This is a genomic window from Spirosoma endbachense, from assembly GCF_010233585.1.
Lineage (GTDB): Bacteria > Bacteroidota > Bacteroidia > Cytophagales > Spirosomataceae > Spirosoma > Spirosoma endbachense.
In genome coordinates, this window is record NZ_CP045997.1 from 2,768,891 (window position 1) to 2,793,420 (window position 24,530).

The following is a 24,530-nucleotide window of genomic DNA, read 5'->3' on the forward strand; positions in this document are numbered from 1 at the left end:
AGCCTTATTCCATTAACTCTATGAAGGGACGTTTAATTTACCCCTATCTCTTCATTTGCTTGTGTCTTACCGGGCCTACAATCCGTAGTGTTGCCCAGACTATCACGACAAATGCGTTGTCTGTAAGTGCCCTCTGCGGAAGTTCTGGCGGCACCCTATCCGTTCCATTTTCTACCACCGGCATATTCCTGATTGGCAATGTATTTACAGCCCAGATTTCCGACCCAAACGGCGTATTTTCAGGCACAACTACTCCCATCGGAACGCTCGCTCTTGTTCCCATAATACCAACAACAGCTACGATCACAGCAACGATACCTAAAACATTAACCGCCAGCGCAAACTATAGAATCAGAGTCATTGCCAGCACTCCTGCCCGAACCAGCACAAACGCACAACCTCTATCAATCCAGGCCATACCTAATGCGCCTGGAGTTAGTGACAAATCGTATTGCGTAGGTGAAGTAGCTGGACCCTTGTCGGCCACAACCGTTTCAGGCGCAACGTTAAATTGGTATGCGGGTCCTGTCGGTGGCAATGCCTCATCGCTGGCACCAACACCCATTACTACGGCAGCGGGTTCAACAACTTACCATGTTAGTCAGACTCTCAATGGCTGCGAAAGTAGCCGAACTTCGTTTGTCGTAACGGTCAGTGGTAGTCTGGCGGCTCCCAAAACTGCGGCTCCGGCGGCAATCTGTCAGGGAGTGATTTCAGCAGCACTTACGGCTACCGCTTCAGCCGGTGCTACCTTGCGGTGGTGGGGAACCAACGCCAGTGGAGGCTCTTTTTCGACTACACCAACGGTTCCAAGTAGTCAGGCTACGGCTACCTATTACGTCAGTCAGATAATAAACAGTTGTGAAAGTCCCCGAGCTTCTATTGTCGTAACCGTAAAACCTGCTCCAACTACGCCGTCTGCTCCTTTAGCGATGACCTACTGTCAGAGTGGAACAGCCACTCCTTTGTCGGCAACGGCTTCTGCCGATGGCACTTTAAACTGGTATGGCACCAGTGCGGCCGGAGGTGTTGCCTCTTCTACACCAACAACACCCAATATCGGCACGACTGGAACAACTTTTTATTACGTAAGCCAAACGATTGGTGGTTGCGAGAGCCCGCGAGCCATCATTTCTGTTCAGGTAAAACCAAAACCAGCGGCCCCAATCACCACAAGCCCGATTATTTTTTGCCAAAACCGGGTAGCAAATCCGTTAACGGCTATCTCAACGCCCGGTGGCACCTTAAACTGGTACGGAACCAACGCTACGGGCGGAACGGCATCAGCCACAGCACCAACACCTTCTACCAGTGTTACTGGCTCGACCGTTTATTATGTTAGTCAGAGTATCAATGGCTGCGAAGGCCCCAGGGCTAGCCTAACGGCTACAGTTAATCCAGTACCGGGCAAACCCATTGTTGCAGCCGCTGGTCCCTATTGTGAAGGAAGCAAACCAAATTCCTTAACCGCCACAGGTCAAAGTCTGAGCTGGTATGGCACAAACCCGGAAGGGGGAACGCCATCATCCGTTGCAACAGTGCCGAATACTACTGTTATCGGTACAGCAAATTACTATGTTACGCAAACCGTTAACGGATGTGAAAGCGACCGGGCGGTGATTCCGGTAATCGTAAAAGATGCACCGAATGCGCCTGGTACAGCCCCTCTTGAGTTCTGTCAAAACTCGGCAGTACCTGCTTTAACGGCCACTTTCGTTGCCAACGCAACAGCCAGCTGGTATACTGATGCCGCCAGCAATACGGGGTCGCAAACACCCCCTTTGTTGCAGAACAGCACGCCAGGGCAAACAACGTATTACGTGAGTCAGAGTCTGGATGGCTGCCCAAGTCCAAAGGCAAGTTTAGTGGTGACAGTAAAAGCGACACCTTCTGTTCCTGGAGTGAGTTCAGTCAGTTACTGCAACAATGTTCCGTCGCAACAATTAACGGCAACTGGCACGAACATTAAGTGGTATGATGCTTCGGATAAGCTTATCAATGGAGTTCCTACGCCCGCGACCAATAATGTGGGCGATCAAACCTTTAAAGCAACCCAAACGGTAAATGGTTGTGAAAGTGCTAAAGCCGTATTGACCGTTAGTGTTAAACCGCTGCCCGCATTGCCCGGTGTAACTAATCTAACCTACTGTCAGGCGCAGAAAGATCAGCCCGTTCAGGCGATTCCTCCGTTAACGGCAAATGGTCAGAACCTTCGCTGGTATAATGCTGATGGCAATGTGTATCAAGGCGCACCCACACCTCCTGTTACGCAGTCAGGTACATTCAGCTTTCTGGTGACTCAAACAGTTGATAACTGCGAAAGTAGCAAGGCCACGATCCAGGTTTCGGTACGGACAACACCTGCTCCAACCGTGCCAAAACCCGTAGTTTCATACTGTCTTGACGAAAAAGCGGCTCCGCTGGAGGCTGTTGGAGAGCCAGGCAGCACGTTGCGGTGGGTTGACCCTTATGGACGGGAAACAACAAGCAATCCAGTCCCGCCAACGCTGAATGTGAATGTAGAGCCAGGTGGTGATATTTATTATGTTTATCAGATAAACAATGGCTGTTATAGCGGCCGTTCAATTGTCAAGGTCATTGTCAATACGATACCGACGTTATCCCTAACCGGATCTGCTAGTATTAATTTAGGGCAGAAAACCCCGCTTCGATTAAAATTTACGGGGAATCCACCTTTTAGTTATACGCTAACAGGAGGTAACTCAGGCATATCAAACTCCACCGATACAACTATTTCGGTCTTGCCCAGAGGCAATACAACCTATCAGGTCAATGCCGTCACTAACAGTTGTGGTATCGGTTTACCAGGCAATCCAGCCACTGCTATCGTACTCGTTCAGGCACCGACCATTACCACTAGTGCCGTCAATAATAATACCCTGTGCGCTGGTTCAGCACTCATCGTACCGTTTACAACGATTGGCTCCTTTACCAGTGGAAATCTATTCCGGGCCGAGTTGATCAGTGTGGCCGATACGAGCAAAAAATTTGAACTTCCTACGAGCAGTGCCAGTAGCCCTGTTACTGCCGCCCTATCGGCTACATTGGCCGGCGGCCAGTATTATGTTCGTGTAAAAGGATCGAATCCGGATATTGGAATTCTGGGAACAAATAGCCCTACAACGATAACGGTTCGATCTAAACCAGCCGCTACATTAACGGGCAATCAGACCATAAATGTAGGTACACCCGCAAACTTAACCATCAGCTTTGGTGGCGACGGTCCCTGGACAGTAACCTATGCAGATAGTGTCCGTTCATTCTCGGCAACCACAACAACGAACCCATATATTGCGGAAGTGAGGCCCGCCCGAACGACAACCTATAAACTTAATAATGTGAGCAATACCTGTGGATCAGGGACCATATCGGGTACGGCGACAATTTTGGTACAAACCGTACTGGGTGTTGAAGACACTTCTCTTGACCCATTGGTTCGCGTATATCCAGTCCCTACAGCAACGACATTAACCATTGACATTGATGTATCATTAACGCGAGATCCGGCAGAACTCTCACTCACAGATCTGCGAGGACGACCTATCCATCAATTGACTACCCGATCCCGGCAAACGGAGCTTGATCTCAGTAGCCAGCCAGCGGGAGTCTATCTGCTTCGTATCCAGATCGGCGATCGGCAATCGGTACGAAAGGTGCTTAAACAATGAATAAGTAATTGAGGTAAATCGGTAATTTGCAGACCGGGTAATTCAAAGAGCCCCACTACCAGGTATTCTCCAATTGTCATTTAACTTGATTACTCAATTACCTGATCCCAAATTGATGTTTTCCGATGACTACTTCATGGAAATTGCACTGAATCTGGCTGAAGAGGCAGCCGAAGATGGCGAAATTCCTGTTGGAGCTGTTGTGGTTTGCCGCAACCGGATTATCGGAAAAGGCCGTAATCAGACGGAGCAGTTTAAGGACGTTACGGCCCATGCCGAAATGCTTGCCATAACGGCCGCAACGCAATATCTTGGGGGGAAATACCTTACCGATTGCACACTCTATGTCACACTGGAACCCTGTGTTATGTGCGCAGGAGCCTTATTCTGGACGCAACTTGGGCGGCTTGTTATTGGCGCTCCTGACCCTAAACGAGGGTATAGCCGTATAGAGAGTCTGTTGCTTCACCCTAAAACTCGTCTCGAAACAGGGGTTCTCGCCAGCGAAAGCCAGGATTTGTTGACTAAGTTTTTTCGACGCTTAAGAACATAAACCAAGGGAGTCGTGTTACTCCAACCGTAAAGAACATCCATTTTAACTCTTTAGTCCAATGGCTTTTGTATTAGACCCACTACCCTACCCCAGCGATTCGCTCGAACCAAACATAGACAAGCAAACCATGGAAATCCACCATGACAAGCATCATAATGCCTATGTTACGAATCTGAACAACGCTATCGCTGGCACAGAACTGGAAAATAAATCGATCGAAGAATTGCTCCAAACCGTAAGCCAGGCTCCAGTAGCCGTGCGCAACAACGGTGGCGGGCACTATAATCATACGTTGTTCTGGAACACTATTTCTGGCAGTGGTGGCGGCCAGCCAACCGGCGAGCTGGCTGAGGCTATCAATCAGAAATTTGGTTCTTACGACGCGTTTAAAGAAGAATTTACCAAGGCCGCTACCACTCGTTTTGGTTCGGGCTGGGCATGGCTTATTGTTACGCCGGAAGGTCAGCTGGCCGTTACCTCAACGCCGAATCAGGATAACCCGCTAATGGACATTGCCGACGTAAAAGGGTTCCCTATCGTTGGTCTTGACGTATGGGAGCACGCTTACTACCTTAAATATCAAAACCGCCGGCCCGAATATATCGCTGCTTATTTTAATGTAGTTGACTGGAATGCGGCTGAAAAACGCTACCAGCAGGGCAAACAAGCATAATCTCAATGCTGAATGATGACTGATGAATTCGCAAAAAAAAACGTCGTTCATCATTCATCATTCAGCATTAAGTTCTATATTTGCACTCTCAAAAATGGTGATTGTAGCTCAGTTGGTTAGAGCGTCGGATTGTGGTTCCGAAGGTCGCGGGTTCGAGCCCCGTCTTTCACCCTTCACAAAAGCCCCCCGAAAATTCGGGGGGCTTTTTTCATGAACCAGGACGGGTTCATTCAGGTTATTGTCCGTTGATGCCACTCATGCTCGCCATAACTACCCGATATCACCAAACCGTTCGAACGGTGCTGATACTGGCCTATGTAGCAGGCATTATCGGTTTGCAGTTACCTGCACTGACTGACTACTTCCGGCCTCTAAGTCCGGTTACACTCGTTTGCTCGCTGGCCGTTTTACTCGTCTATCATACCGACTGGCGGCCTTCTTTCTACCTTTATCTTATCCTCACGTTAGCAATCGGTTATTTTATTGAAGTACTTGGCGTTCATACAGGCAGTATTTTTGGCCATTATGCCTACGGATGGGGGCTGGGTGTCAAAGTTTGGGCGGTTCCTCCAGTAATTGGGATCAACTGGCTACTACTCTCTTATTGCAGCGGGTCAGTCTGTAATCAGCTTTCTGTTCCGACCTGGCTTAAAATTCTGGCAGCCGCTACACTGATGGTTGTGTTGGATCTATTTATCGAACCTGTGGCCGTTCAGTTACACTTCTGGACCTGGTTTGATAAACCAGTGCCTTTACAGAATTACGTTAGCTGGTGGATTATATCGGCCATATTATTCACAATCTGGTTTTTGTTGCCTTTCAGTAAAGAAAATCGCCTGGCGAAATGGCTACTTATGCTTCAGTTTATATTCTTCATTGGGCAATTCTTGTTTATCTTTTTCTAGCATACTGTTAAACAAAAATCAAATTTTATTGTTTTGCAACTACAGTGATTGTGCGGTGGACGTGTTAGCCTGTATTTGTTTCCCGACAAACTACTAGTACTTTAGAGGTTAATTTAAGCCAAAAACGCTTACTAGAACTTTTCATAGGTATTAGTAGCATAACCTTATTAATTCGTAAAAACTTGTTCCATGAGTAGTTACTCCATCAAAGATTTAGAGCAACTGTCGGGCATAAAAGCCCATACGCTGCGGATCTGGGAACAGCGCTACAATATTATTACGCCCAAACGGACGGATACAAATATCCGGACCTACGACGATCAGGACCTTAAGTTAGTCCTGAACATTTCATTGCTAAAAGATCACGGCTATAAAATATCCGAAATTTCAAAGTTGTCGGTAGAAGAGATGTACCGTGAAGTGGTTAAAATCTCGGATCGTCAACTGAGTTACCCCGATCAGATTCATGCGCTTACGATCTCGATGATCGATCTGGATGAAGACCGTTTCGAAAAAATTATTAGTACCAACATTTTGCAATTCGGTTTCGAGAACACGATGATCCATATTATCTATCCGTTTTTGGGGCGGATTGGTACACTTTGGGTAACTGGTTCTATTGGCCCGGCACAGGAGCATTTTATTACAAACCTGATTCGGCAGAAAATTATCGTTGCCATTGATGGTCAGGTGAGCAAGCAACGACCCGACGGTAAAAAATACATGCTCTTTTTGCCAGAAGGCGAGCTCCACGAAATCAGTTTGCTTTTTGGTAATTACATTATCCGGGCTCGCTCTAATAAAGTAATTTATCTGGGGCAAAGCCTACCCTTCAACGAATTAGCCTTTGCCTACAATCTCCATAAGCCCGACTACATTTTTACTGCCTTAACCTCCGTACCTGCTAATCACGAGGTTCAGCCCTATGTTAACCGTTTGGTTAAAGCATTTCCAGATGCTCACCTGCTCATGACCGGCTATCAGGTAGTTGGGCAGGACATCGATATTCCTGAAAATGCGACCATCATCAATCAAATTGAAGATCTGATTCGCATTGCCAGTACGTAGAGTATCATAATCACTGTCAGGCAATTATAACGATTATGTTGCTAAATACTGAGACATGGTTTCAGCCAGGCTAACCCGGACTAGGGCCCTATTCGTGTAACCGCTTTCAGTGCTTTATTGGCTGATAAATCCCTTTGCAAATGCCAGTGCTTGCCTTTCAGCATACGTATACGGGTCGCGCAAAATCAGAAAACCAACGTGACCGCCCGTTTTAGGTGTTTCAAGAAATACAAACGGATGTTTCTCTGCCAGCCAGCCCGGCGAACATTCGGGCGATAACAACGGGTCGTTTTGTGCATTCAAAAGCAATGTCGGCACGGCGATATCTGGCATAAAATTAACAGCGGATGCCTGGGTATAAAAGTCGCTGGCATCCCGATAGCCATTAACGGGGGCGGAGAAAAAGTCATCAAAATCACGCCATTGTTTCACCTGACGTAATTTTGTCATATCCAGCCGGCCCGGAAATCGATCAGCCTTCTGATTTAATTTTGTGATCAGCTTTTTCATGAACCGATTCCGGTAAAATCGATTCGACGGTCGATCGAGCAACAAAGCACTAGCCCCCAGATCGGTCGGGGCCGATATAGCAATGCCTCGTTTAATAACAGCAGGGAGCTTTTTCCCATGAACACCGAGGTATTTCAGGGTAATATTTCCGCCCATGCTATAACCAACAAGCACAATTTCTTCATACGATTTAGTCTGCAAAGCATGCTCGATAACTTCGGCAATATCCCCGATTTCGCCGTGATTATAAAGCCGGAAAGCATGGTTCATTTCGCCACTACACGAACGACAGTTCCAGGCCAGTACATCGAAACCGTTCGTTGAGAACAATCGGGCGGCCCCAAGAATATATTGACGCTGGCTATCTCCTTCCAGGCCGTGGGTTAGAATAACCAATCGTTTTTTTCCAGCGTCAATCCAGTCAAGATCAAGAAAATCGCCATCCGAAAGAGTCAATCGTTCTCGTTCGTACGTAACCCCGGTCACTCTGCGGGTCAGGCTTGGAACAATCGTTTGCAGATGGCCATTGTACAGATAAGCGGGTGCTCCGGAATATGAAGAATTTAGCAGTGGCATATTGTAAACAACAGCTACTTTTAAGTCGTTGTTTCAAGACAGCTTTCTTTTTATGCACCTTGCCAAATACGTTTCGGTCATTATTGCCAGCACCATCAAATTCATTGGTGGGCCATTAACTGGCGCGACATTGGGGCTCTCCTGGATTGAAACGTCTCTTTGCACCACCTTTGGCATGATGCTCAGCGTTGTAGTGATTACTTATGCCGGAGCTGCCATACAGGCACTTGTGGACCGTTATCGCAAACAACGGCCCAAACTATTCACCCGCCGAACACGCTTTGCCATTCGAATCTGGAAACGCTTTGGTTTAATGGGTATCGCGCTATTGACGCCTTTGATTTTAACGCCCATTGGCGGAACGGCACTGGCAGTCTCTTTTCGCGTGGGGCGCGGACAACTTCTCCTTTACATGCTTATTAGCGGTATTTTATGGGCCATTATTCAAACGCTGGCCGTATACCAGATTCCAGGATTGAAGGGTCTATTTATACGATAAGCCAACCAATTCAATGGCTGGCTTATCGGGTGTAACTAGTAGATAATCAAGCAACTACCGGCTAACTGTCTGCGCGATTGGCGTAGCAGGTTTCTTGTTAAAATCGCCACGGGAGAAGTATTTTTCAATCAGGCAATACATCAGAATGAAGAAGTAACGGCTACCCATCTCTTTAATCTTCAATTTTGATTCGCCGTATTTCCGATTTGTCCAGCTATTAGGCACAACAGCATAGCTGTAGCCTCGCACCATAGCCTTGAGTGGAAGTTCAACGGTTAGGTTAAAGTGAGGTGCCAGAAACGGCTTTATACCCTCTATGGTCTCGCGCTTATACAGTTTAAACGCGTTAGTTGTATCGTTGTATTTGATTCCCATCACCATCTTCACAATGAAGTTGGCAACACGATTAATGAACTTCTTGAGTGGTGGATAATCAATTACTTTTCCGCCTTTACCCCAACGTGAACCGAATACCGCATCGACGTTGGTTTCGAGCATTTTGTTATAAAATTTCACCAGATCCTCCGGATCATCGGACATATCGGCCATGAAAACGGCGACACAATCGCCCGAAAACCGTTCGAGACCATACCGAACCGCATAACCGAAGCCGTTAGGGCCTGGATTTGTGAATGGCACCAATGTTGGAATTTCAGTAGCCGCCATTTCCTCCAAAACACGTAGCGTTCCGTCTTTCGAGTTATCGTTGGTAACACAGATTTCGTGCGGGATGCCATGTTTGGCTAACGTCTGATACAATGCACGCAGTGTTGGAGGGAGCGACTCTTCTTCGTTATAAGCCGGTATGACAACGCTTAATTTCATAAGTATAGCTACGGATTCAGCCCGTATGTTTATGGCTAATTTTCGGTATTATATAATCGCTGAGTTACAGTCAATAGAACTTACCGATGTGGTAATAACCGAATTGTACTGTACAGCTTTGCCAGCGGCTGAGGAACAATATAATTCCGAATTACATCTTTCGTCTTTTGCCAGTCGGGTTTTCCTAAGTAAAGATATTTCAACGCCAGTTGGGCTCGACGAAAATAACTATGCTTATACTGTTTTGCATCGAGCATCATCCGGTAATACCGGGCAATATTCCGGCGTAAGACACGGTCGTATCGATAATCCAGTTCCCGGTTAATATCGCTATACATTTGGATACGATTCCGCAGAAATGTCTCATCAGTATAGTTGTCCGCAAAGCTGGCTCCTCCCCGATTTTTACGATAAACCGACATTACATCGGGAATATAGCCAATTTTCCCAAGTTTAGCCTTCAGAATCAGCCTTGGAATATCGCCACTTGATGACTCTCGAAACCAGGCAGGATATTCCTTAATATTGTTCCGAAACATGGTGCTGGATGTAGCCATAAACCAGATTTCGTCTTCGCCAATCAGATCGTCCATCGTATAGAATGGCTTCATAACAGGTCCATTCAGTAAATGGGAAGGCGATCCGTCTTCGTATGTAATAAGAGCATTATTAAAGACCGTCGAATAGTCAGGATGTGCGTCCAGTAGATCCGCTTGTTTCTGAAGCTTAAGTGGATCAGTCCAGTAGTCATCTCCATCCATCAAGGCATAGTACTCACCTTTAGCTAATTTCAGTGTTTCAAGACAGTTTATCCCTCCGTTTTTCCCCATGTTATAGGGGTGCAAAACACCAATAATTAAGCCAGGATGCTTCTGTTCGTATTCCTGAATAATCTCCCGTGTTCCATCCGTTGAAAAGTCATCACCAACTAAAATTTCAATAGGAAATGTCGTCTGCTGTGCGAGCGCACTATCAATAGCGGCACGAATAAATTTATGCTGATTGTAAGTGATAATCAGAACACTAACTTTAACCATAGAGAGTAAGTTTTCAGGTTACGGTTTACTGCGGATCGCGAGCGGTTACCTACCACCTAGTAGCAAACCGTAAACCATAAACTAAACAGTTGCCTTGGAAGGAGAGTTTCTGGCCGATTGGATCTGGGTTTTCCAGCCTTGTGGCTCATTCTTTTCTGCTGGTGTTGCCCAAGGATCATAGAACGGCAGAATAGATACCCAACGCCCGGCTGGATCATCCCAGTTAAAGCGATCGGCAAAACTGGATGGACTGACCCAATGAGGCAGATCATAGCGGAATAGAATCATATCGCCAAGATCATGGTATCCTTCTGTTTCAACAATATGATTGTTGATCACATAACCGGTTCCACCAGACGTATAATCTTTGCCGTATTGATTCAGGGCCAGGATCATACCCACTTTTTGCGGGTTAAGCGGGTGCCAGTGTCGCCCAAAGAAACTGCCTCCTAACGGATAGTGAGTCACTTGTGGGTGAAAATATGGTTCGCCTTTGCGAATACCGAAGGCTTCGTCGTTGCTGGTCAGGCTATTCCAGAAATTACGCATAGGGTCAAAAACACTCAGCAGCGTTTGCTTAAATGTTGACTCCAGTTCTACAATAGCGTCGAATGTATGGTCGTGAAATAACTGGGGAGCCTGCTGGATTTTAGCAATGTGTAGCCGTTGTTTATGCTGGTTATTGTCAAACGTATCGGGTCCTTCTGCCAAAGGCGTTTGAGCAGCCCATTGGCGGGTACCCTCAATGACCTTAGTCAATAGTTCAGAAGGAATGCCCGTTTTGACAATGACAATGTTCGGCTCATTTACCAATCGCATCACATCATCATAAGAAATTTCAGGAACGATTTGGCCATCTCTGAATTCGGCGTCCACTTTAATTAAATATTTTGCTGCTTCTTTCATGGTTGCATACGTGTGAATTCAATACAAAATAGCTCGCAATCTACCTAAAATACAAATGCATTACATACGATTTAGTATGTGGTAGGCTGAGTTGCATACCCAAATCCTGATGCGCCAAAGCCATTACCGTTATACAGCATAACCCATTGGTCACGATGTGGGAAAATATGGCAGTAATCCATCATGAGTGAATCCCAGCCCTCTGCTGAGCGTTCAATACCTGCCCGTTCATCCTTACGTTCCCACGTAATACCGTCGCTGGATTCGGCATAACCGATACGGTAACTACGCTGCACATCGGTTCGGTAATTGGTCGCGTTTCGGTACGAAAAATACATTTTGTACAAATTTCCATCTTTGTAAACCGTCGGACGACCAATAGCATCTGTAAACTCATCGTAGCCAACGCACACCTGTCCTGTTCGTTCCCACTTGATACCATCCGTCGACTCGGCGTACTTCACATCATAAAATGGTTCAGGGTGACCGTTGATAACCTCAATTTTGGTACAGGAAAGGTACCACATCCGCCATCGGTCACCTTCGCGGATTACGCAGGGTTGAGCGGCCCATACCTGATCGTAAATAGAACGGTCAAGTAAAGGCCCATCGTATTTTCGCTGGAATGTCAAACCGCCATCGCGACTGATAGCCAGACCTATACCCAGGCGATAGCTCGCGGTTTCGCTCTTATTCCATCCGGTATAATACAGCCAGATTTCATCGCCTACGGGTAAAAACCAGGATGGCATCGTGCCTGTTTCATCAAACATGCCAACGGCACCTTTTGTTAAACAGGGCTTATTATGAATATACGTTACTTCAGATAAATTATTGGGATTTAGCTCAACAAATGATACAGCGGACGCTATATTTTCATCACGTGTGGAAAAATAGACACGTAATTTGTCAGCCATAGGATAACCAAAAGGCACTTGAGCGTGCGTTCTGCTGAATGCTTGAGAACCGTTGGGTTTATAAATGAGTCCTTGTTTTGTCCACATAGAAAAACTGTTTTTGACTGATCAGTTTTGGGCTTGGCTCAGTGCGAACTTAGCTCAAAAATATGAATTATTTTAGTGAGTTTCCGGCTGACTATCAAAGGATAAGCCATTAGCCCGGTCATTACGGATGTAAATTCGGGTATCATTAATGAGTCCTACGTATTTGTAGTGCGTATTAACAAATTGCCCCAGTGGCTTAATAAGTTCATGCCCCTGCGTTTTTCGGTCGTTCATCCAAAGGTTCTGACTACCAACCGCATCAACAAACACGGGCGGAACCGAACGCATAAAATCGCTGACATATCGTTTTTGATAGTCGGCTAGCATCGGATGGTTGAATGCGCTCCGGATTGTATGATTTTCGGCCACTCCCTGTGGCATTTGCGTTTGTATGTAATAATCACAGCGCCAGCCCCAAACGGCCAATTTTTCGCCGGGACGGGCATATTTCAATACTTCCTTAGCTACCGGTGATTGTTGTACAGCCCAACCATCCTGATTTTCAGAAGAATAGGGGTTTACAGGCACTTTTTTCAAAAACTTCTGGCCGGTCTGTACCCCAAATAAAAGCAGGAAGACCCCGGTAGAAATCATGGCAATCCATTGACCGGAACGCTCAACAACAGTAAGTTGCTGCCAGCCAAAAGCCAGAACAAATAGCAGCGGTCCGGTTAAGAAATATAGATAATGCACATATTCGGAGCCCGTTCGGGTGATGGCAAACAGTGTTGCTATCAACAATAAACCAACGAAACCCCCTATTTGAATCGAATTTACACTCAACTGAACCTTCCGTCGAAAAGCCATCACCAGACCCGCTATCCCTATCAAGGCCACAAACTTAACAAGCCAGTCAAATTCGCTTCCCTTCTGAAAAAAGTCGGGTAACCGCATCAGGCTTTGCCATTGATTCGTGTTGCCTGCATAGCGGAAGTTTCCTACAATATAGAACGTTATGAAATCATCGTAGACGCCGTTTAGTCGAGTCAGAATAATGACTAGTACCGGGAATGCGACTCCGGCTGCCCCCAGCACGGCAAGACGCCCAACCTTAGCCAAAATGCTCAGATTCCTACGTATCAAAACGTCGATACCCACAAATAGGCCAACTACGGCCGCAAGAGGAACGGCCTGGAGTTTTCCGAAAGGAACCATCCCCAACAACAAACCAATCAGACCAATCCTAAACAACGATGGCACTTTTTGAGTCAGTTGAGTAGCATAGAGGTAATAACTCCAGCTTAGCAATAGCAGGGCTATAAGCTCACTATTGTAATGTAAGAAATCGCCATTCTGCGTTAATCCAAGCATGAATACGAATGGCAACATGGCCAGCCGGGCTGCTTTCTCACCAAACCATAATTTTGCGGTTCTAAACAGCAACCACAGACATACCGCGATTAATGCATATGCGGTCAGGTGAGCCGTAATGTAGTCGAACGGCAATCCCAGAAAACTTGGTAAAATAAGAAAATAGCTATCCAGGGGGCCTCCTGTTGTACCATCCACCGACCGAAAATAGACCGGATCATGCCGCAGCGTAAGTGCCTGCGTGATCATCTGGCTCTCGTCAGGATTGATTTCATAGTCGAATACAATACTGGGTAACCGAAGCAGAAATAGCATTAGCAATGCTAAGGCAATGAATACCCGTTTGTTAATCTGAGGCCGGGTAGCCAACCAGATCAGCACCCAGCAGAGGGCATAAACAGGAAACCAGTATAATGTCGGGTAGGTATCGAAATGCGGCATGGACGTACTACTAAAAATGCCAGTGTATTCGACTGGCATTTTTAGTACAATAAAATATTATTTCAGGACCGATAACCGGGCAGCCATGCTGTCGTGAATCTGCACCATCGTTTCTTTCAAATCATACGTCCAGTTCCAGCCCGGATAATGTTCCTTGAATTTGGTTAGATCCGAAATGTACCAGATATGATCGCCACTCCGGTTGGTCTCCGAATACTGATAATTCATCTTATTGCCCGAGATCTGCTCACACAATGCAATTGCTTCCAGCATTGAACAGTTTGCATAACGGCCTCCACCTGCGTTATACACTTCGCCCGGACGCGGATTCTGATAAAAATGCCAGAACATGTTCACCAGATCCCAGCTATGAATATTATCACGAACCTGCTTGCCTTTATAACCGAATATGGTGTATTGATTCCCGGTGATGGCACATTTCATCAGGTACGATAAGAAGCCGTGCAACTGAGCGCCCGAATGGTTAGGACCCGTCAGGCAACCACCCCGGAATACACCCGTGTTCATGCCAAAATAACGGCCATATTCCTGCACCATAATATCAGCCGCTACTTTAGAAGCACCAAAAACTGAGTGTTTGGTGTGATCAAGGCTCATGTACTCATCGATCCCATTCTCAAAATAAGGATGACTGTGGTCAATTTCCCAACGAGTTTCGGTCTCGATCAGAGGCAGGAAGTTGGGATTATCGCCGTAAACTTTATTGGTCGAGGTAAAGATAAATACAGCCTCCGGGCTATGTAACCGGGTCATCTCAAGCATGTTGAGTGTACCCACAGCATTAACGCCAAAATCGGTGAAGGGTTCGCGAGCGGCCCAGTCATGCGAAGGCTGAGCAGCCGTGTGCAATACCAATTTAATGTCGGTGCCATATTCGCGGAAAATAGGCTCCAATTGAGATACTTCGCGGATATCGGCGGTGTAATGTTTATAGGAAGCGTAGGTATCAGACAGGCGATTCCGGTTCCACTCGGTCGATCCATCGGCTCCGAAGAAGTACTGGCGCATGTTATTATCGATACCGATGATCAGGTCGAATTTATCGGCAAAAAAGGCAACGGCCTCGCTACCGATGAGTCCAGCCGAGCCTGTTACTAATGCAATATTCATAGCGTCTATGCTGTTTGTGGCGATTTACTTATTCAAAAAGTACTATAAACTTCTGTATTTCAATCGGACAAAGTAACGCAAAAAAAATAGATAGTACTATGCCTTATACTCAAAAGCGACGCATCGGTCAGGTTGACCAATGCGTCGCTTTTGAGTACAGTTTATATAGAAACACTCAACTGGTTGCGGCTACGTTTATGTTCTAGCAGCTTTTATTACCTGAGGGTACTATTTACTGATGAATTAGGCTCCCTGGCTATTAGCACCCGCTCCAAATAGTTTTTCACGGATTTTCTGGGTCCGCTGCTCCAGTTCCGGGTTTGGAGTATACTTGTATTTCGTCTGCACAGCGGCCGAATCCTTACCGGTTCCGTATACTTCAGGATCACCAGCACGATAATTACTCCGGAAATCGCCTGCCCGGTAATCGGCCTGACGGATCGTGTTATTTTTCTGATAGTCACAGGATGCCAGCGACAGCACGGTTGCTACCATTAATCCTGCACTGAATACGCGTTTCATAGCCACTTGATTACGAATTGATTCTGCAAACTTACGAAAGAGTCGTTAGTCGTAGGCTGTTCGTCGTTAGATTTTTACCAATTTTCTCTCAATTCCTTACTTCTTGAGCGTCTCGATCTCTTCCCAGACAAATTCCATCAACTCCCGAATGTGCTCACGAGAGAAATCGAAAGGTACATTAGCAGCCGCGTAGATCTCGCGAATGGGCGCTTTATAACCCAGGCTTAATGCATTTTTATACCCCGCTAAACCCGATTTAGGGTCGCGCCGGTAGTTCCGCCAGACACCAATGGCCCCCAATTGAGCGATACCATATTCGATGTAATAAAACGGGACTTCGTATAAATGCAGCTGGCGCTGCCATATATATTCTTTCAGCTTCTCAAGACCTGACCAGTCAACTACATTATCGGCAAATTTTTCGTAAATCGTCAGCCAGTTTTCGCGCCGGTCGGCAGTGGTATGGGTTGGATTTTCGTAAATCCAGTGCTGAAACTTATCGATTGTCGCTACCCAGGGTAATGTCTCAATAATGGATTCGAGATGCTGAAGTTTAGCCCGGCGCAGTTGATCCGGATTCGTAAAGAACACATCCCAATGATCCATTGACAACAGTTCCATGCTCATAGACGCCAGTTCGGCCACTTCCATCGGAGGATTCCGGAAAGCTTTCAACGGCAATTCACGCGTAAGAAATGAATGAACGGCGTGCCCTCCCTCGTGAACCATCGTAACCAGATCGCGTAGGCTCGATGTTGCATTCATGAAAATAAACGGCACGCCAATTTCTTCGAGGGGATAATTATAGCCGCCAGGCGCTTTTCCCTTCCTCGACTCCAGATCGAGGTGGCCCATTGCCCGCATAATACGCAAATCGTCGCCCAGCGAGCGATCGAGTCGATCAAAACAGGCAATTGTTTTTTCGAGCAACTCTGCACCCGTTTCAAACGGTTTTAGCGGTGCACGACCTTCCACATCCACTTTTGCATCCCACGGACGCAATGGATCAACCTGGAGCCGCTGTTTCCGTTCCTGAGCCAATCGATCCAAAAGTGGCACAACCGCATCAGCGACTGACTCATGAAAATTAAAGCAATCCTGGGGCGAATAGTCGAACCGGCCGAGGGCAGCAAACGAAAAGTCACGGAAGTTGGCAAATCCGGCATTAACCGCTACCTGATGGCGTAGGTCACGCAGTCGGTCGAAAAGCTGGTCAAGGGCATCATGATCCTGATAGCGTCGTTCCCAAATCGTACGCCAGGCATTCTCCCGAACGGCCCGATCTGTTACCTGAAGTAGATCACTGGCTTCCGGCAGCGTCATTTCACGCCCATTGATGACAACGGTCATAGCACCGGCAATCGCACCATACTTACGTTCTTCGGTCTGGATTTCCGTTTGAAGCGGAATATTTTCTTCCCGAAAAATTTCAATGGCTTTTTTCATGCCACGCACCATAACGGAATACCCGTCATCAGTCAGTTGGCTCAAATAGGGGCTGTTAATGGTTTTGATATCAAGATCATTCCCATAAGCGGTCATCGGTGGCTGAATTTCGGCAATAAAGAAGTTGAGTCGGTTCACCAACTCTTCATTAGCCGTATCGCAAGTCATCTGAATATAGCGCCACGCAAAATTTTCGGACAAATACGATTCTAACTCACTCCGATCGAGCAGCCACTGTTTCAGATCGCCAGTATTTTCGATAGGCCGGTTCAGCAGCTCATCATAAAGGGGTTTTACATCGTCCCAGCTTTTCAGTTCCGTACGATCATTGAAGCGGTCTTCGCCCATGAAATTACGCACTGGACGAGTTGGAATCGGCAAGATTTCGTTTGGGGTCATACAGTAATTCGGCCAGAATGCCGTTAGGGTCTATCGTTTACGTTTGGCAAAGCAAGGGGCTTTCCTGTCCCGTTACAAATTTAGGGCTTTCGCTGCGAAGCGTGCCACCGCAGCGAAAGCCCTAAAATTAATCAATTGTAAAACTTTTTTGTTCATTTACTTGCAACTACGAAGTCCTTCGTATATGTTTGCTACGAAACTATTCGTAGACACTTTATGAAGCCAACTGATGCCGAACTGGAAATCCTGCATGTACTCTGGGCCAGCGGTCCGAGCACTGTCCGTCAGGTTCACGAGCATTTGAGTCAGAGCCGTGATATTGGCTATACAACCGCCCTAAAGCTCATGCAGATTATGTATGAAAAAGGCTTATTAAGCCGTGAAGAAGAACCCGATCGCCGACCGAACCGATCACACACCTATTCGGCGGCAGTCAGTGAAGAGGATACGCAGCGGGGGCTTGTCAATCGCTTTGTTGAAACGGCATTTCGCGGATCGGCCTCCAAGCTCGTCATGCAGGTATTGGGCCAGCACAAGACATCGCGCGAGGAGCTGGATGAAATTAAAAAATTACTTAATGATTTGAATCGGGATTGATTGGATTTAACTGATTAACAAAGTTTTGTCATGAACAGCATCACTTATCATCTGTCGAGTCCAGTCATCTATGCGTTGGGCTGGACTCTATTCCACGCCCTCTGGCAGGGTTTTGCTCTGGTATTGTCTACGGCTCTACTACTGCATACGCTCCGTAGCCACTCGAGTGTAGTCCGTTACCGGGTAGGCGTAATGGCACTGCTTGCTCAGGTAGTGGCCTCCGCCGGCACCTTTGGCTGGTACTATAAACCGATTATGCCCAGCACACCCATTACACCTGACGCTACGTTGCCGATGCGATCATTTGCTATCCACTGGCAAACCGTATCGCAAACATTACCCTGGCATAAGCAGATCCAATTCTTTCTGGATGCACACCTGAGCCAGTTTGTGTTGATTTACCTAATCGGCGTTGCCCTTTTTGGCCTACGTCTTACCGGCGGCTGGCTTTATTTGCAGCACCTCAGCCGAACCGCTACCCAACCCGTTTCAGATCGCTGGTGGGAGCTTACCAATCGGCTGCGGTCAACGCTGCTTATCCGATCAATTGTGCACGTTCGTGAATCTGCCCGCATAGCTGTTCCTATGGTCGTTGGCACGATAAAACCCGTTTTGCTACTTCCTATCGGCCTGGCTACCAACCTGTCGATGCGTGAAATTGAAGCCGTGCTGGCTCATGAACTGGCGCATGTTAAACGGCATGATTATGCGGTAAATCTCCTGCAGTCGGTTATGGAAGTGCTTTATTTCTTCCATCCAGCCATCTGGTGGCTATCAGCGCGAGTACGGGAAGAACGCGAACATTGCTGCGATGATCTGGCGGTAGAGGCCTGTGGGGGCGATGGTCGCACATTAGCGCAGGCGCTGGCCCGCGTTGAAGAACTACGTCTGGCACAATCGAGTATGACCCCTTCGCTGGCAATGGCGTTGACTACAAAGCGTCAACTACTTCTTCACCGGGTTCGGCGAATGTTGGGTGTACCCACGCGCCCAGTTGTCTCAAACGGTAGTCTGGCGGGGTTAACATTAGCCACACTTTTACTGGTCAGCGCATCGGTTTACGCCATCCAGCAACAGCCGAAACCGCGGCATAAGCAGCCACAGGCTACGCGTAAACATAAAATCGACAGCAATTCGGAGTACGGCATGGTCGATAGCAAGAAAGTCAGCTACGTAATCTGGAAAGGCCAAAAACTACCGGCAGCCCGCGTTGCCCGGCTACAACGTCAGCTCGATCAGGTTGAGACCGGCCAGCTTTCGCTCGATAACATTCCGCAGTCGGATCGCGATATTCTATTGACTATTATCGAAAAAAACAATGGGTTCGATTCGGGAATGAACGCATTAAGCGAAGGCCTGGCTCATATCGATTACGATAACATTGCGGTTTCGGCCGAGACTGGTATAGAGGCTTCACTAGCTACCCTGAATAAGATCAACTACGACAACATTACCAATCAGGCATTGGCTTCTTTGTCGCAGTTGCAACCGCTCTCCGATTCGCTCGATCGGCTGCGCACGTTGCACCAGGCCCAAATTGACAGCCTGAGTCGGCTCATGGCGCTGCAAGCCAAACAGATGGAGGCCCTACACCGCCAAATGGAGAAGCTTCGGTTCCCGATTGAAGAGTTTGGGCGCAATCAGGAAACACTCGAATGGCGCAAACAACGACTCCTGGAGGAACGGCAGCGAATTCTCGAAAAACGGCAGCAGATCCTGAATTCATCGGGCGATGGAAAGGTGAAAGTTGATCCGGTAACTATTGAAAAGCAGCTTGAACAGCTCGAACCAGAAATAAAAAAACAGGAGCTTGGCATTGGCGAATTAGACAAACAGCTCGAAGAAGCACGGGAAAAGCTGGAAACAACCCGGCAACCTATGGAAAAACTGGAACGGGAAGCCGAACAGTTAGACCGACAAATGGAAAAACTTTCCAGAGAAATGGGCAGATACAGCGAAGGTATGGCACGGATTTCCCTGGATGACATGGATCACAGCGGTTTTTCGTATAGCCGATCAACTGCCCCTACCCGGTTATTCCGGGCTCCGCGGGCACCAAGAGCCGTGCGTAGCCGTCTGGCAACACCCGCAGCGCCTGCTGTGCCGTCCGTACATGTATCGCCGGTGCCAGCACCGGCGATTGCACCCGTGCCCTCTATTGCCCCAGCACCGGCCCGGTCACGGTCAGCTCCTCCACGGGCTGTGCCTAAGGTTGCTCCGGCACCGAAGCCCAATAAATAAAAATGAAACCCGACTCAGCAAGAGTCGGGTTTCATTTTTACAGCACTTTTGGAGAAGATCACTCTATTTCAATCACAACATCTCTGCCAACAGGGTGAGCCACGCAGGTTAGTACATAGCCCGCTTTCAGTTCGGATTCCGACAGGCCATCTTCTTCATCTAATTTCACTTTACCCGAAATACAGCGCCCCATACAGGCCGTACACATACCAGCCTGACAGGAATAAGGTAAGTCAATATCCAGATCCAGAGCCGCTTCCAGAATAGTCTGATGCGGACCTACCGTAAATTTATACTCGCTGCCCTCATACAGAACCGTAACTTCAGGCGCACCCTCATCACCAGCGGTCAACGGCTCTTCAACCACCTCGCCAGCGGCAACGGGTGTAGTCATATAACTTTCCTTGAAGACACGATCGGTTGGAATGCCAACCAGCGATAAGGCAGAACGTGCTTCGGCCATCATACCATCGGGGCCGCACAAATAAAAGCTGGCATTCTGACGATCGGCATACGGCAGCGAATCAATTAGTTTTGTAATCGTATGCTGATTCAACCGACCTTCAGGACCCGTCCAGCTATGGGTTGGCTGGCTTAGCACATGCGTCACCCGAAAGCGCGAGGAACCGTAGGCCTGTTCCATAGCGTCCAGATGTGCCTTATAGATAATCGTTTCCTGACTACGGTTGCCATAGATAAGCCAGATCCGGCTATTCGGCTCAACGTGCAGTGCCGATTTAGCCATCGAAAACAGCGGTGTAATACCGCTTCCTGCTCCTATCAGAACCAGCGTCCGTCGATTTTTAGTGTCCAGTTTTGGCACAAAGGTGCCCATTGGTTCCAGTGTTTCGAGAATATCGCCCGCTTTGGCATGGTCATACAAATAATTGGAGACCAACCCACCCGGCACCCGTTTCACCGACACCGCCAGCGATACATCGACATGAGGAGAAGATGCCATGGAGTAGGATCGCCTTACTTTCTGTCCATTTATGTTCAGCAGAAACGTCAAAAACTGACCCGGCTGATAGCGTACTTCTTCGTTAAGCGGATGCCAGAAGGTGATTGTTACAGCGTCCGGTGTTTCCCGAACAACCTCTTTTATTTTTAAAAAATACCGATTTGCCATTACTATTCAGGTTGTTGCCAGTTTATGATCTCTGGCTTTTAGTTTACGGTTGTCCGGCCTACCACTACCAGAATGCCCAAAACTGTAAACCAAAAACTGTAAACCTATAAACCAATCACAAAGGTACATCACACAGCTTGCCTATGAAAATCAACCAACTCTGTGGCAGGCGCTTTTAGGATACGACCCATTGTTAAACCGGTTTGTTTGACGGCCTTATGCAATTGTTCCGCAAAATAATGAGCAATTGATCCAACAAAATGAACCGGCTGCAGATCGGCTTCAGGAAAACCAGTTACGTATGTCGACAGGAATAAAGTGAAAGCATCTGTCACCAGCCGGTCGATATAGGCGTCTGCGATATGCTCGGACAGGAACGGGGTAAACGACGCGAAATAACGATTCGGGAAGGGTTTCTGATAGGCGTTTTCCAGCAGCGTCGGACGGTCGAGTGCATACCGTTTTTGAAAAGCCGCTTTCAAATGAACGGGCAGGCGCTCCTGAAAAAAATCCCGAACTATGGTTTTGCCCAAATACCCACCACTCCCTTCGTCGCCAAGCCAGAATCCCAGCGTTTGAATACCGCGCGAAATAGAATGTCCATCATAGCAACAGGCATTTGATCCGGTTCCTAAAATACAAACGATTCCAGGCTCACGCCCGGTTGCTCCCCGTGCGGCACCCAGCATATCACTGTTTACCTCGACGACTGCCAGATCAGGAAGAACCGCCCGTAAGGCATCTGATATGATGTAATTTACGGGCGGGCCACTGCACCCGGCACCATAGAAAAAGGCAGACGTTATGGTTGCACCACTCAGTTCGGGTAGCAACTGAGCCTGTAGCGTGCTTATAATCTGTTCTGTTGTTTGATAATAGGGATTAAAACCGTTCGTTTGAATAGCGCGGGTCACGCCATTAGCCCTAACAAGTCGCCAATCGGTTTTGGTAGATCCGCTATCAGCAATAAGAATATCGTTCATGATTTAGTGTTTACGATTTACGATCTTTTGTGATGCCTTGCGGCCCAAAACCGTAAACCTAATAGACCAGACGCCCTACGATTGGGAATTTAGCAAACACCCAGTCAGCATGTGGCGCATCGACAAGTTCGGCGGTAAGATCCTGACCAGCCCAATGTTCGTAATGTTTGCCGTTTCGCCAGAGTCGTGAGGTCGATACGTCGTAGATAATACCAGCATAGGCGCACCAGATCTCATCACGATCAGAACCATTACGAAGGGCCAGTTGTGCTCGGGTATAGTTTTTTTGCAAAAGCGGGTCAATAGACATTTGTGATCCGTTCAGTCAAACCAGCAATTATTGAGGGCATGAAATTTGCGGGTGACAACAAAAATAGTGTAACTTTAGCCACTTCTGTTTATATGCAACAATTTACAATGAGAAAGACTACCCTTATCGCTTTTCTTTCCCTAACGGTGCTTGTCAGTCTGTTAACGGGTTGTGGTGGAACCAAAACTCCTCCCGTTTCTGAACGCATCGCTAAAGTGTGGACAGCCAATAAGATTGAATGGGACAATGTAACGGTTTATACGAAAGGGGCAACGAGCAATCCGCAGCCCGGTTACTCCAATTATCGGCTTGATTTAAGTGCACCGCCTACCGTCTCAAATACGGAGTTCGAAGGGAGTAAATTTACAGGGCAATATTCTGTTCCTACCGAAACCAGTCTTGTACTCTCAAATCTAACCCCTCCACCAACTGGTGATAACGGTACGATCGAATTTACAATTAACTCGATCAGCGACTCAGAATTAGTGATAACCCGGACGAAAACCAGTCAGAAGACAGGTAATAAAATAGTAAAATACACGCTGTCAAATCCGTAGGTTTCGCAATCTTTTTTTTATCTAAGCCGTTCCATAGGTCAAGTGGAACGGCTTTTTTCTATTATCAGTTAGCAGTCCCGGCAGTGGCCCGAACCAATAGCTCCCGGCGAAAGTCCTTCCCAATCACTTGCTGGCTGTTAACTGCTTATTATTATGACTGATCTTAATACCATTGGCGAATTTGGCCTGATTGAACGTATCCGACAGGCAACGCCAGCGCCGAAACACGCTGATACCATTCGTGGTATCGGCGACGATGCGGCTGTTTTTAACTGGGGCGATGATTATGGCCTCCTGGCGACCGATATGCTCGTTGAGGGCATTCATTTCGACCTCATGTATGTTCCCTTAAAACACCTTGGCTATAAAGCCGTAGCCGTTAATGTGTCAGACATTGCAGCGATGAATGGCCTGCCCCTTCAGATTACCGTATCTATTGGGCTGAGCAGCCGGTTTCCGGTCGAAGCCGTCGATGAGTTATACGAAGGCATTCGAATGGCCTGTGAGGCCTACAATGTCGATTTAGTAGGTGGCGACACAACGGCCTCGCGGTCGGGGCTGATTATTTCGATATCGGTGCTGGGTAAAGTCCCTAAAGACCTGATCACTTATCGGAATACCGCTCAGCCTAATGATGTGGTCTGCGTTACGGGCGACCTGGGAGCGGCTTACCTTGGCCTTCAGTTACTGGAACGAGAGAAGCAGGTTTATCTGGCCGATCCAAACATGCAGCCCAATTTATCGGAAGAACGGTCGTATCTGATCCAGCGTCAGCTCCGGCCCGATGCCCGCACCGACATTGTTCATGAACTCCGCGATCTGGGCATTCGCCCGACGTCGATGATTGATATTTCGGACGGTTTGGCGTCTGAGTTACTTCACATTTGTCGACAATCGGGCACAGGTGCTGTGATTTTTGACGAAAACATCCCGGTTGATGATCAGACCCACTTAGCCGCTGACGAATTTAAAATCAGCCCGATCACGGCTGCCCTGAATGGTGGAGAGGATTATGAATTACTCTTCACCGTACGCCCACAGGAGTTCGATAAATTGTCGACCAACGCCCGAATAACGGCAATCGGCTACCTAACGGCCAATCCGGATCAGGTTGTTCTGGCGACCAAAGCAGGCCAGCAGACACCCATTCGGGCACAGGGCTGGGAGAGTTTAGCGAAGTCATAAAAATGTCAGGCGCACCGCCTGAGTGGTGCGCCT

22 protein-coding genes and 1 tRNA gene are annotated in these 24,530 nt (G+C 47.5%); 11 read left to right on the plus strand and 12 right to left on the minus strand.

Annotated elements, in window-relative coordinates; translation table 11 throughout:
• Nucleotides 1–20: 20 nt before the first annotated feature.
• The 6 genes from GJR95_RS10950 (at nucleotide 21) to GJR95_RS10975 (ending at nucleotide 6,888) form a co-directional block, all read left to right on the plus strand.
• Nucleotides 21–3,689, plus strand: coding sequence for an Ig-like domain-containing protein (locus tag GJR95_RS10950; RefSeq protein ID WP_162385897.1), 3,669 nt, complete (start codon nucleotides 21–23; stop codon nucleotides 3,687–3,689).
• 115 nt (nucleotides 3,690–3,804) lie between these two features.
• Nucleotides 3,805–4,242 carry a nucleoside deaminase gene (locus tag GJR95_RS10955; protein WP_162391663.1) on the plus strand — a complete coding sequence of 146 codons (438 nt, stop codon included), beginning with the start codon at nucleotides 3,805–3,807 and terminating at the stop codon, nucleotides 4,240–4,242.
• Between the two features lie 58 nt (nucleotides 4,243–4,300).
• Entirely contained in the window at nucleotides 4,301–4,915 is a 615-nt protein-coding gene (locus tag GJR95_RS10960) for a superoxide dismutase (protein ID WP_162385898.1), read from the plus strand.
• Nucleotides 4,916–5,011: 96 nt separating this feature from the next.
• Nucleotides 5,012–5,087 (plus strand) — tRNA-His (locus tag GJR95_RS10965).
• 85 nt (nucleotides 5,088–5,172) lie between these two features.
• On the plus strand, nucleotides 5,173–5,820 hold the full coding sequence (locus GJR95_RS10970; protein WP_232541151.1) for a carotenoid biosynthesis protein: 648 nt from the start codon (nucleotides 5,173–5,175) through the stop codon (nucleotides 5,818–5,820).
• Between the two features lie 189 nt (nucleotides 5,821–6,009).
• On the plus strand, nucleotides 6,010–6,888 hold the full coding sequence (locus GJR95_RS10975) for a MerR family transcriptional regulator (RefSeq protein ID WP_162385900.1): 879 nt from the start codon (nucleotides 6,010–6,012) through the stop codon (nucleotides 6,886–6,888).
• Between the two features lie 114 nt (nucleotides 6,889–7,002).
• Here GJR95_RS10975 and GJR95_RS10980 read toward each other — a convergent pair whose 3' ends face one another.
• Nucleotides 7,003–7,974, minus strand: a complete 972-nt coding sequence (locus tag GJR95_RS10980; protein ID WP_162385901.1) for a YheT family hydrolase — start codon at nucleotides 7,972–7,974, stop codon at nucleotides 7,003–7,005.
• A gap of 52 nt (nucleotides 7,975–8,026) precedes the next feature.
• On the opposite strand from GJR95_RS10980, the gene GJR95_RS10985 reads away from it, so the two are divergent.
• Nucleotides 8,027–8,473, plus strand: coding sequence for a hypothetical protein (locus GJR95_RS10985; RefSeq protein ID WP_162385902.1), 447 nt, complete (start codon nucleotides 8,027–8,029; stop codon nucleotides 8,471–8,473).
• 54 nt (nucleotides 8,474–8,527) lie between these two features.
• Here the strand turns inward: GJR95_RS10985 and GJR95_RS10990 are convergent, their stop codons facing one another.
• The 8 genes from GJR95_RS10990 to GJR95_RS11025 form a co-directional block, all read right to left on the minus strand.
• Complete coding sequence (locus GJR95_RS10990; protein WP_162385903.1) at nucleotides 8,528–9,298, minus strand: glycosyltransferase family 2 protein; 771 nt, start codon at nucleotides 9,296–9,298, stop codon at nucleotides 8,528–8,530.
• A gap of 80 nt (nucleotides 9,299–9,378) precedes the next feature.
• Entirely contained in the window at nucleotides 9,379–10,335 is a 957-nt protein-coding gene (locus GJR95_RS10995) for a glycosyltransferase family 2 protein (RefSeq protein WP_162385904.1), read from the minus strand.
• A gap of 81 nt (nucleotides 10,336–10,416) precedes the next feature.
• Nucleotides 10,417–11,241, minus strand: coding sequence for a hypothetical protein (locus GJR95_RS11000; protein WP_162385905.1), 825 nt, complete (start codon nucleotides 11,239–11,241; stop codon nucleotides 10,417–10,419).
• Between the two features lie 71 nt (nucleotides 11,242–11,312).
• Complete coding sequence (locus GJR95_RS11005) at nucleotides 11,313–12,245, minus strand: glycoside hydrolase family protein (RefSeq protein ID WP_162385906.1); 933 nt, start codon at nucleotides 12,243–12,245, stop codon at nucleotides 11,313–11,315.
• A gap of 72 nt (nucleotides 12,246–12,317) precedes the next feature.
• Nucleotides 12,318–13,997, minus strand: coding sequence for a hypothetical protein (locus GJR95_RS11010; RefSeq protein WP_162385907.1), 1,680 nt, complete (start codon nucleotides 13,995–13,997; stop codon nucleotides 12,318–12,320).
• A 57-nt stretch (nucleotides 13,998–14,054) separates the two neighbouring features.
• On the minus strand, nucleotides 14,055–15,128 hold the full coding sequence (locus GJR95_RS11015) for an NAD-dependent epimerase/dehydratase family protein (RefSeq protein WP_162385908.1): 1,074 nt from the start codon (nucleotides 15,126–15,128) through the stop codon (nucleotides 14,055–14,057).
• 243 nt (nucleotides 15,129–15,371) lie between these two features.
• Nucleotides 15,372–15,650 (minus strand): hypothetical protein, encoded by a 279-nt coding sequence (locus tag GJR95_RS11020; protein WP_162385909.1) that lies wholly within the window; start codon nucleotides 15,648–15,650, stop codon nucleotides 15,372–15,374.
• 96 nt (nucleotides 15,651–15,746) lie between these two features.
• Nucleotides 15,747–17,495 carry a M3 family oligoendopeptidase gene (locus GJR95_RS11025; RefSeq protein ID WP_162385910.1) on the minus strand — a complete coding sequence of 583 codons (1,749 nt, stop codon included), beginning with the start codon at nucleotides 17,493–17,495 and terminating at the stop codon, nucleotides 15,747–15,749.
• A gap of 216 nt (nucleotides 17,496–17,711) precedes the next feature.
• On the opposite strand from GJR95_RS11025, the gene GJR95_RS11030 reads away from it, so the two are divergent.
• Both GJR95_RS11030 and GJR95_RS11035 read left to right on the plus strand, forming a co-directional pair.
• The gene (locus tag GJR95_RS11030) at nucleotides 17,712–18,092 is read left to right on the plus strand and encodes a BlaI/MecI/CopY family transcriptional regulator (protein WP_162385911.1); all 381 of its coding nucleotides are present in this window, start codon (nucleotides 17,712–17,714) and stop codon (nucleotides 18,090–18,092) included.
• Nucleotides 18,093–18,122: 30 nt separating this feature from the next.
• Complete coding sequence (locus GJR95_RS11035) at nucleotides 18,123–20,333, plus strand: M56 family metallopeptidase (RefSeq protein WP_162385912.1); 2,211 nt, start codon at nucleotides 18,123–18,125, stop codon at nucleotides 20,331–20,333.
• 58 nt (nucleotides 20,334–20,391) lie between these two features.
• Here the strand turns inward: GJR95_RS11035 and GJR95_RS11040 are convergent, their stop codons facing one another.
• From GJR95_RS11040 to GJR95_RS11050, 3 genes are all read right to left on the minus strand, one after another.
• Nucleotides 20,392–21,462: a ferredoxin--NADP reductase gene (locus tag GJR95_RS11040; RefSeq protein ID WP_162385913.1), complete on the minus strand. Its 1,071-nt coding sequence runs from the start codon at nucleotides 21,460–21,462 to the stop codon at nucleotides 20,392–20,394.
• Nucleotides 21,463–21,590: 128 nt separating this feature from the next.
• Nucleotides 21,591–22,445 (minus strand): BadF/BadG/BcrA/BcrD ATPase family protein, encoded by an 855-nt coding sequence (locus GJR95_RS11045; RefSeq protein ID WP_162385914.1) that lies wholly within the window; start codon nucleotides 22,443–22,445, stop codon nucleotides 21,591–21,593.
• A 58-nt stretch (nucleotides 22,446–22,503) separates the two neighbouring features.
• Entirely contained in the window at nucleotides 22,504–22,755 is a 252-nt protein-coding gene (locus GJR95_RS11050; protein ID WP_162385915.1) for a cytochrome b5 domain-containing protein, read from the minus strand.
• 107 nt (nucleotides 22,756–22,862) lie between these two features.
• Between GJR95_RS11050 and GJR95_RS11055 the strand changes: the two genes are divergently transcribed.
• Both GJR95_RS11055 and thiL read left to right on the plus strand, forming a co-directional pair.
• Nucleotides 22,863–23,312, plus strand: a complete 450-nt coding sequence (locus tag GJR95_RS11055; RefSeq protein ID WP_162385916.1) for a hypothetical protein — start codon at nucleotides 22,863–22,865, stop codon at nucleotides 23,310–23,312.
• A gap of 153 nt (nucleotides 23,313–23,465) precedes the next feature.
• Nucleotides 23,466–24,497 (plus strand): thiamine-phosphate kinase, encoded by a 1,032-nt coding sequence (gene thiL, locus GJR95_RS11060; protein WP_162385917.1) that lies wholly within the window; start codon nucleotides 23,466–23,468, stop codon nucleotides 24,495–24,497.
• Nucleotides 24,498–24,530: the final 33 nt, after the last annotated feature.

Excerpts from the sequence above, each read along its gene's own strand:
- GJR95_RS10950 (WP_162385897.1), top strand. The coding sequence starts at position 21 with ATGAAGGGACGTTTAATTTACCCCTATCTCTTCATTTGCTTGTGTCTT.
- GJR95_RS10955 (WP_162391663.1), top strand. The coding sequence starts at position 3,805 with ATGTTTTCCGATGACTACTTCATGGAAATTGCACTGAATCTGGCTGAA.
- GJR95_RS10960 (WP_162385898.1), top strand. The coding sequence starts at position 4,301 with ATGGCTTTTGTATTAGACCCACTACCCTACCCCAGCGATTCGCTCGAA.
- GJR95_RS10970 (WP_232541151.1), top strand. The coding sequence starts at position 5,173 with ATGCTCGCCATAACTACCCGATATCACCAAACCGTTCGAACGGTGCTG.
- GJR95_RS10975 (WP_162385900.1), top strand. The coding sequence starts at position 6,010 with ATGAGTAGTTACTCCATCAAAGATTTAGAGCAACTGTCGGGCATAAAA.
- GJR95_RS10980 (WP_162385901.1), bottom strand. The coding sequence starts at position 7,974 with ATGCCACTGCTAAATTCTTCATATTCCGGAGCACCCGCTTATCTGTAC.
- GJR95_RS10985 (WP_162385902.1), top strand. The coding sequence starts at position 8,027 with ATGCACCTTGCCAAATACGTTTCGGTCATTATTGCCAGCACCATCAAA.
- GJR95_RS10990 (WP_162385903.1), bottom strand. The coding sequence starts at position 9,298 with ATGAAATTAAGCGTTGTCATACCGGCTTATAACGAAGAAGAGTCGCTC.
- GJR95_RS10995 (WP_162385904.1), bottom strand. The coding sequence starts at position 10,335 with ATGGTTAAAGTTAGTGTTCTGATTATCACTTACAATCAGCATAAATTT.
- GJR95_RS11000 (WP_162385905.1), bottom strand. The coding sequence starts at position 11,241 with ATGAAAGAAGCAGCAAAATATTTAATTAAAGTGGACGCCGAATTCAGA.
- GJR95_RS11005 (WP_162385906.1), bottom strand. The coding sequence starts at position 12,245 with ATGTGGACAAAACAAGGACTCATTTATAAACCCAACGGTTCTCAAGCA.
- GJR95_RS11010 (WP_162385907.1), bottom strand. The coding sequence starts at position 13,997 with ATGCCGCATTTCGATACCTACCCGACATTATACTGGTTTCCTGTTTAT.
- GJR95_RS11015 (WP_162385908.1), bottom strand. The coding sequence starts at position 15,128 with ATGAATATTGCATTAGTAACAGGCTCGGCTGGACTCATCGGTAGCGAG.
- GJR95_RS11020 (WP_162385909.1), bottom strand. The coding sequence starts at position 15,650 with ATGAAACGCGTATTCAGTGCAGGATTAATGGTAGCAACCGTGCTGTCG.
- GJR95_RS11025 (WP_162385910.1), bottom strand. The coding sequence starts at position 17,495 with ATGACCCCAAACGAAATCTTGCCGATTCCAACTCGTCCAGTGCGTAAT.
- GJR95_RS11030 (WP_162385911.1), top strand. The coding sequence starts at position 17,712 with ATGAAGCCAACTGATGCCGAACTGGAAATCCTGCATGTACTCTGGGCC.
- GJR95_RS11035 (WP_162385912.1), top strand. The coding sequence starts at position 18,123 with ATGAACAGCATCACTTATCATCTGTCGAGTCCAGTCATCTATGCGTTG.
- GJR95_RS11040 (WP_162385913.1), bottom strand. The coding sequence starts at position 21,462 with ATGGCAAATCGGTATTTTTTAAAAATAAAAGAGGTTGTTCGGGAAACA.
- GJR95_RS11045 (WP_162385914.1), bottom strand. The coding sequence starts at position 22,445 with ATGAACGATATTCTTATTGCTGATAGCGGATCTACCAAAACCGATTGG.
- GJR95_RS11050 (WP_162385915.1), bottom strand. The coding sequence starts at position 22,755 with ATGTCTATTGACCCGCTTTTGCAAAAAAACTATACCCGAGCACAACTG.
- GJR95_RS11055 (WP_162385916.1), top strand. The coding sequence starts at position 22,863 with ATGAGAAAGACTACCCTTATCGCTTTTCTTTCCCTAACGGTGCTTGTC.
- thiL (WP_162385917.1), top strand. The coding sequence starts at position 23,466 with ATGACTGATCTTAATACCATTGGCGAATTTGGCCTGATTGAACGTATC.